Here is a 12,626-nt window from a genome sequence, read left to right on the forward strand (position 1 = left end):
GCTGAAACCTGCCTGCCGCTTCGCTCCTGCAACCCTCCTGCCGACTGCCGATCCCGCACCCCGACCATGCACGCCTTCACCGCCAGCCAGAACCAACTGCTCACCGAACACCTGCGCAGCTTTTTGCAAGGCATCGAGCCCGACGCGCTCGAGCTGCTGCGCACCCACCTGGAATGGGTGGAAGTGCCCGGCGGCAGCACGCTGATGGCCCAGGGCGAGCCGGGCGAGTCGATGTACCTCACCGTGAGCGGCCGGCTGCGCGCCTACGTGCGCGGCGACGACGGCCAGCAGCGCCGCGTGGCCGACATGGGGCGCGGCCAGGTGATCGGCGAAATCAGCCTGTTCACCGACGCGCCCCGCTCCGCCACCGTCGTGGCAGTGCGCGACTCGGTGCTGGTGCGGCTGACCAAGAGCGTGTTCAAGACCCTGCTGGCCAGCAGCGCCCAGGTGTCGATTGCCCTGACGCGCCAGATCATCCAGCGCCTGCAGTCGGGCACCGCCCGCACCGTGGCCGCGCAGGAGCGGCCGGTGGCCATGGGCCTGCTGCCCATCACCGGCGGTGTGGACCTGCAGGGCTTCGGCCAGAGCCTGGCCCGGCAGCTGGGCACCATCGGCCGGGTGCGCGTGGTGGACTCCGCCACCGTGGACGCCGAGCTGCACGAGCCCGGCATCGCCCAGCGCGAGGGGGCCGACGCCACGGCCAACCGGCGCATCGCCATGCTGCTCGACGAGATCGAGGCCCGCAACGATTTCGTGCTGCTGCTGGCCGACCCCGAACCCAGCCCCTGGACGCGGCGCGTGAGCCGGCACTGCGACGAGCTGCTGCTGCTGGCCGACGCGCAGGCCGAGCCGGCCATTCACCCCATCGAGGAACACTGCCTGATGCGCCGCGCCCCGCTGGCCGAGGCCGCCGAGATCCTGGTGCTGCTGCACCCCGAAGACACCCTGTGCCCGCGCGGCACGCAGCAGTGGCTGGAGCGCCGCCCGGTGGCCGACCACGTGCACGTGCGCCCCGCGCTGGACCGCGACATGGCGCGGCTGGCCCGCATCCAGAGCCGCACCGCCGTGGGCCTGGTGCTGGCCGGCGGCGGCGCGCGCGGCTTTGCGCACCTGGGCATCTACCGCGCGCTGCAGGAGGAGGGCGTGGAGATCGACTGCGTGGGGGGCACCAGCATCGGCTCCGTCATGGCGGCGTACGTGGCGTCGGACCGGCCGCTGGACGTGGTCATGGCCAACGCGCGCGAGGCGTTCCGCACCAACCCCACGGGCGACTGGAGCCTGCTGCCCCTGCTGTCGCTCATCAAGGGCCGCCGGCTGCGCCACATCCTGCAGCAGGCCGTGGGCCAGCTGGTGGGCTTTCCCGCCCAGGTCGAGGACCTGTGGAAGAACTACTACTGCGTGGCCACCAACTACTCCAAGGCCAGCGAGCAGGTGGTGCGCCGCGGCAGCCTGGTGAAGTCGCTGCTGGCCAGCATCTCCATTCCCGGCGCGCTGCCGCCCGTAGTGCACGAGGGCGACCTGCTGTGCGACGGCGGCACGTTCAACAATTTTCCGGTGGACGTGATGCGCGGCCTGCGCGGCGTGGGCACGGTGATCGGCGTGGACCTGAACTTCAGGAAGCCCCGCCGCATCGAGCTGGACGACGTGCCCAGCAGCTGGGCGCTGCTGCGCGACAAGCTGCGCCCGCGCGCCCAGCGTCGCTACAAGCTGCCCTCGCTGGCCAGCTACCTGATGCAGGTCACCATCCTGTACAGCATGTCGCGCCAGCGCCAGTCGCAGCAGCTCACCGACCTGTACTTCAACCCGCCGATGGACCGCGTGGGCATGCTGCAGTGGAACCGCTTCGAGCAGATCGTGCAGCAGGGCTATGCGCACGGCATCCAGGTGCTGGACGGACTGGACGCGCAGGGCCGCCGGCGCATCGGCGGCCTGCAGCCCGGGTAGGCGCCCCGGCCCCGGCGCGTGTAGCATGGCCCCCAGAGGAGACGACCCATGCACCCCAACGCCCAGACCCTGCAGCGCTTCTATACCGCCTTTGCGCAGCTGGACCACGCCACGATGGCGGCCTGCTACGCCCCCGATGCCACGTTTGACGACGAAGCCTTTTCGCTGAAAGGCCGCGATCAGATCGGCGGCATGTGGCGCATGCTGTGCACCGCATCCCAAAAGCCCGAAGCCCGGCCGCACTGGAAGCTGGCGTTCAGCGGCATCGAGGCCGACGCACAAGGCGGCCGCGCGCACTGGGAGGCCGACTACTTGTTCAGCGCCACCGGGCGCACCGTGCACAACACCGTGGACGGCACCTTCACCTTTACGCCCGACGGGCTGATCGCCACCCACCGCGATCGCTTCAATTTCTGGGCCTGGGCCCGTCAGGCACTGGGCACGCCCGGCCTGCTGCTGGGCTGGTCGCCGTCGCTCAAGCGCAAGGTGCGCAGCACGGCGGCGGGCAATCTGAAAAAGTTCCTGGCGCAGGGGTGATGCCACGCCAGCAGGCAGAGACACAGAGACAGCACACGGACAAGGAGACGCCATGCAGGTGCAAGGCCAATGCTATTGCGGCGCAATAGCCTACGAAGCGCAGGTGGAGCCCGGCACGGCGACGGTCTGCCATTGCACGGACTGCCAGGCGCACTCCGGCTCCGCCTTCCGGACCAACATCCAGGCGCCGGCGGCGGGCTTTCGGCTCATCCGCGGCACGCCCCGCACCTACATCAAGACGGCCGCCAGCGGCAACCGCCGCGTGCTGGCCTTCTGCGAGGTCTGCGGCAGCTCGCTGTATGCCTGCGCGGCCGAAAATCCGCAGACCTATTCCCTGCGGCTCGGAACGATCACGCAACGGCGCGAGCTGGGCACGCCGCAGCGCCAGATCTGGACCCAGCGGCGCTTGGCGTGGGTCACTCTGCCCGAAGGCATCGACGCGTTCGACGAACAGCCGTAGCGGCCTCCGGCCGCGGTAGGCCGCTGCAAAATTCAGGCGTTATCGGCCTCTGGCCCTTTTGCAGCAAGCGCAAGCAGCTACCAAATTAGTAGCAATCAAGATGGCACCTACTCGCCGTGGCACTTCTTGTACTTCTTGCCGCTGCCGCAGGGGCACGGGTCATTGCGCCCCGGCTCGGGGGCCTTGCGCACGGTTTCCACGCGCGGGCCCAGGCTCTTCCAGAGCTGGCGCAGGTCGTACACCGCCCAGATGGCTTCGCCAAACGCCTCCACGCGCGCCTGGCTGGTGCTGGGCGGGCCGTCCTCGCTGTACATGCAGACTTCGGGCTTGCCCGTGTCGTCCTCGGTCAGCGCCACGATGCGGTCCAGGGCGTCATCCAGCCACTCGGCGGCCTCCTTGTCGCGCGGGGCAGCCCAGTCCTCGGGCCAGTTCTCCACCGCAAACATGAAGCCCAGCGCCCACACCTGGCCGAAGGACGGAACCTCCTGGCCCGCCATCTCGGCGCGCTCTTCCTCGGGCAGGCTGGCCACCGCGCCGCGCATGTCCATGGCCTCGGGCTGGTAGGTGCGGTCGTCCTCCAGGGTCTTCACATCCGCGTCGAGCTGGGCCACGACCTCGTTCCACCGGCGGTCCCACAGCTCCAGGAAGCGCGCCTGCTGCGCGGCGTCGGCAAATGCGGGCAGCAGCGGCAGCGGCTCGCCCTCGGCCACCTCCAGCTCGGCACCATCGCCCAACAGCATGGGCAGGTACTCGGCGGGCGGAATGGGGCGGCGGCTGCAGACCACGGCGGCCATGAAGCCGTCGCAGAACTCCCACTGCGGGATCTCTTCGCCGCGCGTGCGCAGGTCGTCCAGGAGGTTGTCGATCTCTTCCAGCTCGTCCGGGCCCAGCGCGGGCGCGAACGCCGCCGGCGCGTCGTCGGCCGCTGCGTCCGAAAGGGGTGTGGAGGGGGTGGGGGTCATGCGGTGCTCCTGTCGTCAGGCCGGAAAGAGAAGAGAAGAGAAAAGGGTGCGGGGCGGGCGCGGGACTGCGACCTTTTATGATGCGCGGGCCGCCAACGGCCGCTCGCACGCAGGGGCAGACACCCGGCAACACCCAAAGGCGGCAGTGTAGCCCCGCCCGCCGCCCGCATTTTCCAAGCCCTTCGCCCCGCGCCATGCACCTTTCGAACGACGCGCCCCACGCACCGCCAAAGGCGCGGCCGGCGGGGCCGCAAGCCCGCTACGACGCCTTTTTGCAGGCGCGGCTGGTGGACCAGCCGCACAGCGTGATGCCCCACCGGCTGGGGGACGAGCAGCTCTGGATCAAGCGCGCGGGCGCACCCCACGGCCCGGGCCGCTACCGCGCCATGGCGCTGCTGGCCCGCCTGCTGCGCCTGGAGGTGCTGCGCCCCGTGCCCAACCCGGGCGGCGAGGCCGCCATCGCCACCGAAGTGCGCCGCCTGCGCGACCTGGCCGCGCGCGGCATCCGCGTGCCGGTGGTGCTGGCCGCCCTGCCCCAGGGCTTTGCCATGCGCCACCTGGGCCGCGTCGGCGAGGAAACGCACTCGCTGGGCAACGAGATCGACCACGCCGTGCAGGCCCGCGACCCGGCCGCCGTGCTGGCCCTGTGGCAGCAGGGGCTGGACACCCTGGCACGGGTGCACCGCCAGGGCGCCTGCCTGAGCCAGGCCTTCGCCCGCAACCTGGTGCGCTGCCCCGACGGCGAAGTGGCCTGCATCGACTTTGAAGACGACCCTGCCGCCGTGCTGCCGCTGCCGGTGTGCCACGCGCGCGACGCGCTGTGCTACGCGCATTCCACGGCGATTTACCTGCATGCCAGCGGCACCCTGGACGAGGGCCGCGCGCGCTGGGCAGCCTGGGCAGCACAGGGCAGCGCCGAGATGCGCGCCGTGCTGGCCACCAGCACCCGGCGCCTGGCATGGATGCGGCATTTGCCCGCCAGCCGCAAGCTGGGGCGGGACCTGCAGCGGGTGCGGGCCGCGTATGACTTGCTGGCGTGAGGCTCGATCAGCCCGCCGCCCGTAGGTCGGGTTAGCCGAAGGCGTAACCCGACAGACAGGGCCTCTACCAGCAAGCGTCGGGTTACGCTGCGCTAACCCGACCTACGAAACTGCGCGACCACCAGACTGTTGGCGATGACCGATTTTGAGATCTACACCCCCACTGCAGAAGAAGTCCACTCCGGCGTTCTGGGCCGCCGAATGCGGCAGTTCAACTACGGGTTTGTGGGCGAGTACGGCCAGACCCAGCCCGTGTGGGTGAGCGCGCGTGACGTGCAAGGTGAACTGGTGGGCGGGCTGCGCGGATTTGTATTTCTGCAATGGCTGAATGTGGACTTGCTGTTTGTCGACGAGACGGCAAGGCGACAAGGGTTGGGCCGAGATCTGCTTGCGACCGCAGAACAGAAGGCCCGTGAACTCGGCGCACACAGCGCGACGCTGAACACCTTTGAATGGCAGGCCCGCGGCTTTTACCTCAAGCAGGGTTATGAGGAATTCGGCCATATCGACAACTACATCCAGGGCTTTCAGCTGGTGTACATGAAGAAGGCGTTAGTGCCCTGACAGCCCGGGCTTTGTTGCTGCCGCCGCAACGGCTGCAGCAGAGGGTCCGGCTGCGCATCGAATGGGTTGGTGACCAGATCGGCATGCGCGTGCAGATTGGTCACCGGCGTCTTCAAGGACGTCCAGCAAAAAGGGCGTGGAGGCACACTGCGCCGCGTAGGGATGGCGGTAGGCATCAAAACGCGCCATCGGTCAGAAACTGCGGTACTGGGCCAGCGGCAGGTCTTCGCTGTCGACGCGCGCGTTGTAGGCGGCGATGGCCGCTTGGTTGGCGCTGTTCCAGCGCTCCCAGTAGCGGTGCTGGACTTCGGCAACCAGCAACTCGTCCACGGTTTGGGAAATGTTCATGTCCAGGTCTCGCGCGGCTTCCGGCACCTTGCTGTTGAGCGAGAGGTCGGTTGATCTTTTTGGGGCGTTGTCAAAACCAAGCATGGCGGTATCTCCGGCACAAACTGTGCGCATTCTTCACCCAAGCACCTCGCCCATCTCCAGCACCACCTCCGTCGCCACATCCGCCCCCAGGTTCGCCAGCCGCTTGCGCATGCAGAGCACGGCCTTGTCCTTGCTGAGCAAAACCGCCCGGTGCGCAGCCGCCAGGTCGATGAACTTCTGGTCGTCCGCGTCCTTGCACACGTAGGCGACCTTGGGGGCCGTGTCCACCCGGCGCGCCTGCGCGTCGAAAGCGGCCAGCACCTGCGCGGCACTCACGCGGTAGTAGTCCATGCGCTCTGCGATGTGCGGGTAGGCCAGCACGCGCTCCAGCTCGTCGCGCATGACCTGCGTGGCAATCCACGCCAGCCGCCCCGCGGCCAGCAGGGTGCGCAGCGGGGCGGTGCGCGGGTCGCTGAAGATCAGCAGGTCCAGCGCGACGTTGGTGTCCACCACCACGGGGCGCGGGGGCGCGCCCGCCGGGGCCTCGGCGGGCAGGTGCAGTGCCACCTTCATGGGGCGCCGTGGCCGGGGTGTTCCGCGGCGGGGGGCTTGGCCGTGCGCTCGCGCACGGCGCCCTTGACCATGTCGAAGCGGAACAGGCGGCATTCGATGGGACCGTTCCACATCGGCACGCGGCGGGATTCCTTCAGGCGCATCTTGCCGGGCAGCTTGAGGTCGGGCGTGAGCATCCAGGCCGTCCAGCCGCTGTAGTTTTTCTTCCAGTGCGCGGCCAGCTGGCTGAAGAATTCACCGCCGTCCTCGGTTTGCGCAGACTCTCGCCCTACGGCTTCGCCGCGGGCGCGGTCGGCGGCGCGTTCGCTGGCGTTGCGGCCGGCGCTGCCGGCGGCTGCAATGCGCTCGCCGTAGGGCGGGTTCAGCAGCATCACGCCGGGCTGCTCGCAGGGGGGCATGCGCTGCAGGGCGTCACCGCCGCGCAGCTGCACGGCCCCGGCCACGCCGGCGCGCTCGGCGTTGCGCTGGGCAAAATCGACCATGCGGAAGGCCACATCACTGCCAAAAATGGGGATTGGGCTTGTCTGCACTGCGCTAGCAGCTTCGTTTTTGATAGCAGTCCAGACATGGGCCTGGAACGGCAGCAGCTTCTCGAACGCGAAGCGGCGCTGCAGGCCCGCCGGGATGCGGCAGGCGATCTGCGCGGCCTCCACGACGATGGTGCCGCTGCCGCAGCAGGGGTCGTACAGGGGCTGGGGGTTGTCGCCGTGCGGGTCCCAGCCGCTGGCGGCGATCATGGCGGCGGCCAGGGTTTCCTTGAGCGGGGCGTCGCCCTTGTCCTCGCGCCAGCCGCGCTTGAACAGCGGCTCGCCGCTGGTGTCGATGTACAGCGTGGCCTCGTCGGTGGTGAGGTGCAGGTGGATGCGCACGTCGGGCCACTGGGTGTTCACGTCGGGGCGCACGCCGCTCTTGTGGCGGAAGCGGTCGGCCACCGCGTCTTTCACGCGCAGGCCGGCAAAGTTCAGGCTGGTCAGCGGGCTGTGCTGGGCGGTCACTTCCACCTTGAAGGTCTGGCGCGTGGTGAACCAGATTTCCCAGGCCACGTCGCTGGCCAGGGCGTACAGGTCGTTCTCGGAGCGGTACATGCGGTGCGCCAGCTGCACCAGCACGCGCTGCGCCAGGCGGCTGTGCAGGTTCAGCAGCAGCGCGTCGCGCCAGGAGGCACGCAGCAGCACGCCGCCGCGGCCCACCAGCAGGTCCTGGCCCGTGAGCCCGGTGATGCCGTGCACCTCGTCGGCCAGAAAGCCTTCCACGCCGGCAGCGCAAGGCAGAAAAAGTTGGAGTTGGTTCATGGGAAGGGCGAGGATACGCGCTCGGCAGGCGCGGGGGATCAGGCTGCCGCGCGCGCCAGCAGGAGCTGGCGGATGGATTCGGGGATGGACGCCACCTTGCGGTCGGCCTGGCCGATGAACACGATCCCGATCTTGCCGCGCGCCACTTCGCGGCCGGTGGTCTTTTCAGCCATGCGGAACACCAGGTCGAATCCATAGCGGTTGAAATCTGCCGGCGCCATGTCCACCCGCAGGGTTTCGCCGTGGAACGCCTCGGACTTGTACTGGGCCACGATATCGCCCACCACGATGGACAGGCCGCCCACGTCGGCCTCGGGGTAGCCCAGCGACTGGAAGAAGCGCACCCGTGCCTCGGACACCAGGCTGAGCAGCTGGGCGTTGTCCAGGTGCCCGCCCTGGTTCACATGGCTGATGTAGATCTGCAGCTCGGTGGCAAAGCCGAAGTGGGCGGGAAGGTCGAAAACGATGCGGGCCATGGAGACGTACGGTCGGTGAGATCAAAGAAGTCCGGCTGCGGCGCGCGAAGCCATTCCGTCGGCACGCACAGGCCGCAAAGGCCGGCTACAGCGCCTTGCGCAGGTTGGCCGGCGCAATCTTGAGCGCCTCGCGGTACTTGGCCACGGTGCGGCGCGCGCACTCGATGCCTTGCTCCTTGAGCATCTCGGCGATCTGGCTGTCCGACAGGGGCTTGGCGGTGTTCTCGGCCGCCACGAACTGCTTGATGAGCGCGCGCACGGCCGTGCTCGACGCGTTGCCGCCCGTCTCGGTGCCCAGGCCCGAGCCGAAGAAGTACTTCAGCTCGTAGGTGCCCACGGGCGTGGCCATGTACTTGGCGGTGGTCACGCGGCTGATGGTGGACTCGTGCAGGCCCAGCTCGTCGGCGATGTCGCGCAGCACCAGCGGCCGCATGGCCAGCTCGCCGTGGGTGAAGAAGTTCTTCTGCCGCTCCACGATGGCGCGCGAGACGCGCAGGATGGTGTCAAAGCGCTGCTGGATGTTCTTGATGAACCAGCGCGCCTCCTGCAGCCGCTGCTGCAGCCCCTGGTGGCCCTCGCCGCCCTTGTGGCCACGCAAGGCGCCGGCATAGATGTCGTGCACGCGCAGGCGCGGCATCACGTCGGGGTTGAGCGTGACGATGAAGTTCTGCTGCCCGCTGCTGCCGTTGGCCCGCCCGGCTTTGCGCACGATGACGTCGGGCACGATGATGTTGCGCTCCACATCGGCGAAGCGGCGGCCCGGGCGCGGCTCCAGGCGCGCGATCAGGGCCATGGCGGCGCGCGTGCGCTCCTCGGTGTCGCCGCACAGCTGGGTCAGGCGGCGGATGTCGCGGCGGGCCAGCATCTCCAGCGGCTGCTGGCAGATGCGCAGGGCGGTCTGCACGGTGGCGGGATCGGCATCGCTGTCCTCGTCGGCGGCCAGCGCGGTGAGCTGCAGCGTGAGGCATTCGGCCAGGTTGCGCGCGCCCACGCCCACGGGCTCCAGGCTTTGCAGCAGGCGCAGCGCCACGGTGAAGCGGTGCACCAGCTCCTCGATCTGCTCCAGGTCGTCCGGGCCGGCCAGGCTGGTGGCCAGCTCTTCCAGCGGGTCTTCCAGGTAGCCATCGTCGTTCAGCGATTCGATCAGGAAGCGCAACGCCGCCGTGTCCACCTCCGACAGCCGCAGGGACAGCGCCTGGCGGTGCAGGAAGGCCGTGAGCGACTCATGGCTGCGGGCCAGTTCGGTGGCGTCGGCCTCGTCGCCCTCGGCATCATTGCGCGTGCGCGGCGGTGCGTCGCCGCCCCACTCCGCATCGTTAGGCGCCATGTCCACCGTGCCGTCGCCGCTCCAGTCCGGCTCTTCGGCGGAAGCGGCGGGGGATTCGGACTCCGATGGGGCTTCCGCGCTGGTGCTGCTTGCGCTGGCAGCTCCTGAATAGATAGCATCGTCGGCGCTGTAGTCGTCCGGCTGCGCAGGGGTGTTCTCGGCGTCCAGCCCGAACTCCTCGCGCGGCGCCTCGTCGGCGGTGCGCTCGAGGAACGGATTGTCGTCGAGCATCTGCTCGACTTCCTGCGACAGCTCCAGGGTGGACAACTGCAGCAGCCGGATGGATTGCTGCAGCTGCGGCGTGAGTGCGAGATGCTGCGAGACGCGCAGCGAAAGACCGGGTTTCATCGACACAAAAGGACCAGCGTGGGGGCCATGCCTACATCCTGAAATGTTCGCCGAGGTAGACGCGGCGCACCTCGGCGTTGTCCACGATCTCGGAAGGCGTGCCCTGCGCCAGCACGCGGCCGTCGCTGATGATGAATGCGTGGTCGCAAATGCCCAGGGTCTCGCGCACGTTGTGGTCGGTAATGAGCACGCCGATGCCCCGCGCCTTGAGAAAGCCGATGATGCGCTGGATCTCGATCACCGCGATCGGATCGATGCCGGCAAAGGGCTCGTCCAGCAAAATGAAGCGCGGCTGCGTGGCCAGCGCGCGGGCGATCTCCACGCGGCGGCGCTCGCCCCCTGACAGCGCCAGGGCTGGCGACGCGCGCAGGTGGTCCACCCGCAGCTCCTGCAACAGGGCCGTGAGCCGCTCTTCGATGGCGCCGCGCGAGAGCGGCTGGCCGTCGTCGCCGCGCTGCAGTTCCAGCACGGCGCGCACGTTTTCTTCCACGCTGAGCTTGCGGAAGATCGATGCTTCCTGCGGCAGGTACGACAGCCCCAGCCGCGAGCGGCGGTGGATGGGCATGTGCGCCACCGACTGCCCGTCGATGCGGATGTCGCCCGCGTCGCTGCGCACCAGGCCCACGATCATGTAGAACGAGGTGGTCTTGCCGGCGCCGTTGGGACCCAGCAGGCCCACGACCTCGCCCTTTTGCACGACCAGCGAGACATCCTGCACCACCTTGCGGCTGCCGTAGGACTTGGCCAGGTGCTGCACCTCCAGGCGGCTGCCCGCCGCAGCGTCCGGCCCGGACCGGCTCCCCGCGGATGCGCCGGGGATGGTGTGGACGGCGGCCTCGCTCACTGGGAGCCGCCACCAAGGCTGTTGCTGGGCCGCAGCGCCGGCGCCGAAGCGGGCGCCGTGGCGGCTGGCGGCGTCTTGGCCGCGGGCGGATCCTTGGGCGCCAGCACCGCTCGCACGCGGCTGCCCGGAGCCGGGGTCTCGCCGGATGCGCCGGCGACGCTGTTGCGCTTGCCGTCCACCGTGAAGACGTCGGTCAGGTTGTTGTAGACGATGACCGCGCCCGTGATCTCGTCGCTCAGCTCGGCCCCGCGGTAGCGGCGCAGTTCCGCGCGGGTGACGAAGCGCACGTTGTCAGAGCGGCCGTCGTACTCGATGACCTCGCTTTCGCCTTCGATGAACTCGTCGGGTGCGCCGGGCAGGGTGTCGCGCTTTTGCCGGAAGAACGCGCGCTTGCCAGGCTCGGCGGTGACCACGCCGTGCTGATAGCCCTCGGCATCCTGGCGCACGTCCAGCCGCGCGCCGCGCAGCACGATGGAGCCTTTGGTCATGACCACGCGGCCGGTGAACACGCTGGTCTGCTTGAGCTCGTCATGCCGCAGGGCATCGGCCTCGATGTTCATGGGCTTGGCGCGGTCGGCCTTTTCAGCATGGGCCGCACCGAAGGCGCCGGCCAGGGCCGCGAGCAGGAGGATCGGAAAAAGGCGGTGGTTCATAGGGCACGAATCTTGCAAACGATTGTAGCCACGCCTTGGCGTTCCTCCATGAAAAAAGCCCGCACGTGCGGGCTTTTGGTCAGGGGATTGCGCGCGGGGCGGAAAAGCGTCAGGCTTTGCGCGCCGTGGCAGCCAGGTGCTCCACCACCTGCAGCACGTTTGGCATGCTGCCGGCCATGGTGCCGTCGGTGTAGTACTTGCCGGCCACGCCCATCGAAGGCACGCCTTCCACGCCGTAGGCGTCCTGCAGCTGCGAGGCACGGCGCACCTGGTTCGACACGGTGAACGAGGTGTAGACCTCCTTGAACTTCGCGGCGTCCACGCCCTGCTGGGCCACCCAGGCAAAGATCTCGTCGTCCTTGGCAAGCTTTTGCTTTTCCGCGTGGATGGCGCGGAAGACCTTGGCGTGCAAGGCGTCGAGCTTGCCCATGCCTTCGAGCGTGTAGTACAGCTTTTGCTGCGGAACGAAGCTGGCGTTGAACGCCACCGGCACGCGGCGGATGGACAGGTCCTTGGGCGCAGCCTTCACCCAGGCGTCCAGCGTGGGCTCAAAGGCATTGCAGTGGGGGCAGCTGTACCAGAAGAACTCGATCACATCGACCTTGCCGGCCGGCGCATCGGGCGCCACGGGCTTGTCCAGCCGCTTGTAGTCCTTGCCTTCCTTGAACTGCCGGGGCTGGGCCAGCGCAGGGGTGGCCACGGGCAGCGCCAGGGCGGAAGCGGCAACCGCCGAGGCGGCGGACAAAGAAAACTCACGGCGTTTCATCACAAAGACTCTCCTGTTCAGGTGTTGGGGGGATGGAGCCATGCCCCAGCAAAAAGTTCAGCCGCCGCCCGCGGCGCCACGGCAGCCGTGGCAGCCGCCGTCAGCGCTGCACACGCACCAGGGCCGATTCGACGCCGGCGCCGTCCAGCTTCTCCTTGAGATGCTCGGCATCATCGCGCTTGGTAAAAGGCCCCACGCGAACGCGGAAGACGGGGCGGCCGTTCTGCTCGCGCTCGCTGACCCGCGCCTCCCAGCCCAGCATGGCCAGCTTGGCACGCTGCGCATCGGCGTCGGCCTGGGTGCGGAACGCGCCAGCCTGCACGAAGTAATCGAACGGGTCCACATTGCCCTTGGCCGCGGCCTTGGCCACCGCCAAGTCGCCGAGCGGATCCGAACCGGGCTTGGTCTCGGCCTTGGCCGGCTCGGGCTTGCTGGCGCCGGGCTTGGCCGCGGGGGCGGGGCTGCTGG

The 12,626-nt window shown here is 68.9% G+C and carries 15 protein-coding genes; 5 read left to right on the plus strand and 10 right to left on the minus strand.

All coding sequences use genetic code 11. From position 1 onward, the window contains the following. The first annotated feature begins 66 nt into the window (after positions 1-66). The 3 genes from LWW96_RS15730 to LWW96_RS15740 are packed head-to-tail and all read left to right on the plus strand — an operon-like array spanning position 67 to position 2,941. A complete protein-coding gene (locus LWW96_RS15730) occupies positions 67-1,944 on the plus strand; it encodes a cyclic nucleotide-binding and patatin-like phospholipase domain-containing protein (protein ID WP_291488610.1) in 1,878 nt (625 codons plus the stop codon). 48 nt (positions 1,945-1,992) lie between these two features. Further along, a complete protein-coding gene (locus LWW96_RS15735) occupies positions 1,993-2,481 on the plus strand; it encodes a nuclear transport factor 2 family protein (protein WP_291488612.1) in 489 nt (162 codons plus the stop codon). Positions 2,482-2,533: 52 nt separating this feature from the next. After that, positions 2,534-2,941 (plus strand): GFA family protein, encoded by a 408-nt coding sequence (locus LWW96_RS15740; protein WP_291488614.1) that lies wholly within the window; start codon positions 2,534-2,536, stop codon positions 2,939-2,941. A gap of 107 nt (positions 2,942-3,048) precedes the next feature. On the opposite strand, the gene LWW96_RS15745 is transcribed toward LWW96_RS15740, so the two are convergent. Then, positions 3,049-3,903 (minus strand): UPF0149 family protein, encoded by an 855-nt coding sequence (locus tag LWW96_RS15745; protein WP_291488616.1) that lies wholly within the window; start codon positions 3,901-3,903, stop codon positions 3,049-3,051. Positions 3,904-4,097: 194 nt separating this feature from the next. Between LWW96_RS15745 and LWW96_RS15750 the strand changes: the two genes are divergently transcribed. Both LWW96_RS15750 and LWW96_RS15755 read left to right on the plus strand, forming a co-directional pair. Continuing rightward, a complete protein-coding gene (locus tag LWW96_RS15750) occupies positions 4,098-4,943 on the plus strand; it encodes a hypothetical protein (RefSeq protein ID WP_291488618.1) in 846 nt (281 codons plus the stop codon). A 135-nt stretch (positions 4,944-5,078) separates the two neighbouring features. After that, positions 5,079-5,507 (plus strand): GNAT family N-acetyltransferase, encoded by a 429-nt coding sequence (locus LWW96_RS15755; RefSeq protein WP_291488619.1) that lies wholly within the window; start codon positions 5,079-5,081, stop codon positions 5,505-5,507. 192 nt (positions 5,508-5,699) lie between these two features. Here the strand turns inward: LWW96_RS15755 and LWW96_RS15760 are convergent, their stop codons facing one another. The 9 genes from LWW96_RS15760 to LWW96_RS15800 form a co-directional block, all read right to left on the minus strand. Continuing rightward, positions 5,700-5,969, minus strand: coding sequence for a type II toxin-antitoxin system CcdA family antitoxin (locus tag LWW96_RS15760; RefSeq protein ID WP_366118220.1), 270 nt, complete (start codon positions 5,967-5,969; stop codon positions 5,700-5,702). Positions 5,970-5,972: 3 nt separating this feature from the next. Next, on the minus strand, positions 5,973-6,452 hold the full coding sequence (locus LWW96_RS15765) for a putative toxin-antitoxin system toxin component, PIN family (protein ID WP_291488623.1): 480 nt from the start codon (positions 6,450-6,452) through the stop codon (positions 5,973-5,975). Beyond that, positions 6,449-7,744, minus strand: coding sequence for a THUMP domain-containing protein (locus tag LWW96_RS15770; RefSeq protein ID WP_291488625.1), 1,296 nt, complete (start codon positions 7,742-7,744; stop codon positions 6,449-6,451). The genes LWW96_RS15765 and LWW96_RS15770 overlap by 4 nt, the downstream gene beginning before the upstream one ends. A 38-nt stretch (positions 7,745-7,782) precedes the next feature. Then, positions 7,783-8,220: a thioesterase family protein gene (locus LWW96_RS15775; protein WP_291488627.1), complete on the minus strand. Its 438-nt coding sequence runs from the start codon at positions 8,218-8,220 to the stop codon at positions 7,783-7,785. Positions 8,221-8,305: 85 nt separating this feature from the next. Further along, positions 8,306-9,895: an RNA polymerase factor sigma-54 gene (locus LWW96_RS15780; protein ID WP_291488637.1), complete on the minus strand. Its 1,590-nt coding sequence runs from the start codon at positions 9,893-9,895 to the stop codon at positions 8,306-8,308. 31 nt (positions 9,896-9,926) lie between these two features. After that, positions 9,927-10,715 (minus strand): LPS export ABC transporter ATP-binding protein, encoded by a 789-nt coding sequence (gene lptB, locus LWW96_RS15785; protein WP_291488639.1) that lies wholly within the window; start codon positions 10,713-10,715, stop codon positions 9,927-9,929. A 20-nt stretch (positions 10,716-10,735) separates the two neighbouring features. Beyond that, positions 10,736-11,392: a lipopolysaccharide transport periplasmic protein LptA gene (gene lptA, locus LWW96_RS15790; RefSeq protein WP_291488629.1), complete on the minus strand. Its 657-nt coding sequence runs from the start codon at positions 11,390-11,392 to the stop codon at positions 10,736-10,738. Positions 11,393-11,501: 109 nt separating this feature from the next. Then, complete coding sequence (locus LWW96_RS15795) at positions 11,502-12,158, minus strand: thiol:disulfide interchange protein DsbA/DsbL (RefSeq protein WP_291488631.1); 657 nt, start codon at positions 12,156-12,158, stop codon at positions 11,502-11,504. 100 nt (positions 12,159-12,258) lie between these two features. Then, positions 12,259-12,626, minus strand: a 368-nt coding sequence (locus tag LWW96_RS15800; RefSeq protein WP_291488633.1) for an SPOR domain-containing protein, incomplete at its 5' end; no start/stop codon positions are given.

The organism is Acidovorax sp. (assembly GCF_021287135.1).
Classification (GTDB): Bacteria; Pseudomonadota; Gammaproteobacteria; order Burkholderiales; family Burkholderiaceae_C; genus Acidovorax.

Coding starts and splice junctions, on each gene's coding strand:
- LWW96_RS15730 (WP_291488610.1), top strand. CDS start 67: ATGCACGCCTTCACCGCCAGCCAGAACCAACTGCTCACCGAACACCTG.
- LWW96_RS15735 (WP_291488612.1), top strand. CDS start 1,993: ATGCACCCCAACGCCCAGACCCTGCAGCGCTTCTATACCGCCTTTGCG.
- LWW96_RS15740 (WP_291488614.1), top strand. CDS start 2,534: ATGCAGGTGCAAGGCCAATGCTATTGCGGCGCAATAGCCTACGAAGCG.
- LWW96_RS15745 (WP_291488616.1), bottom strand. CDS start 3,903: ATGACCCCCACCCCCTCCACACCCCTTTCGGACGCAGCGGCCGACGAC.
- LWW96_RS15750 (WP_291488618.1), top strand. CDS start 4,098: ATGCACCTTTCGAACGACGCGCCCCACGCACCGCCAAAGGCGCGGCCG.
- LWW96_RS15755 (WP_291488619.1), top strand. CDS start 5,079: ATGACCGATTTTGAGATCTACACCCCCACTGCAGAAGAAGTCCACTCC.
- LWW96_RS15760 (WP_366118220.1), bottom strand. CDS start 5,969: ATGCGCACAGTTTGTGCCGGAGATACCGCCATGCTTGGTTTTGACAAC.
- LWW96_RS15765 (WP_291488623.1), bottom strand. CDS start 6,452: ATGAAGGTGGCACTGCACCTGCCCGCCGAGGCCCCGGCGGGCGCGCCC.
- LWW96_RS15770 (WP_291488625.1), bottom strand. CDS start 7,744: ATGAACCAACTCCAACTTTTTCTGCCTTGCGCTGCCGGCGTGGAAGGC.
- LWW96_RS15775 (WP_291488627.1), bottom strand. CDS start 8,220: ATGGCCCGCATCGTTTTCGACCTTCCCGCCCACTTCGGCTTTGCCACC.
- LWW96_RS15780 (WP_291488637.1), bottom strand. CDS start 9,895: ATGAAACCCGGTCTTTCGCTGCGCGTCTCGCAGCATCTCGCACTCACG.
- lptA (WP_291488629.1), bottom strand. CDS start 11,392: ATGAACCACCGCCTTTTTCCGATCCTCCTGCTCGCGGCCCTGGCCGGC.
- LWW96_RS15795 (WP_291488631.1), bottom strand. CDS start 12,158: ATGAAACGCCGTGAGTTTTCTTTGTCCGCCGCCTCGGCGGTTGCCGCT.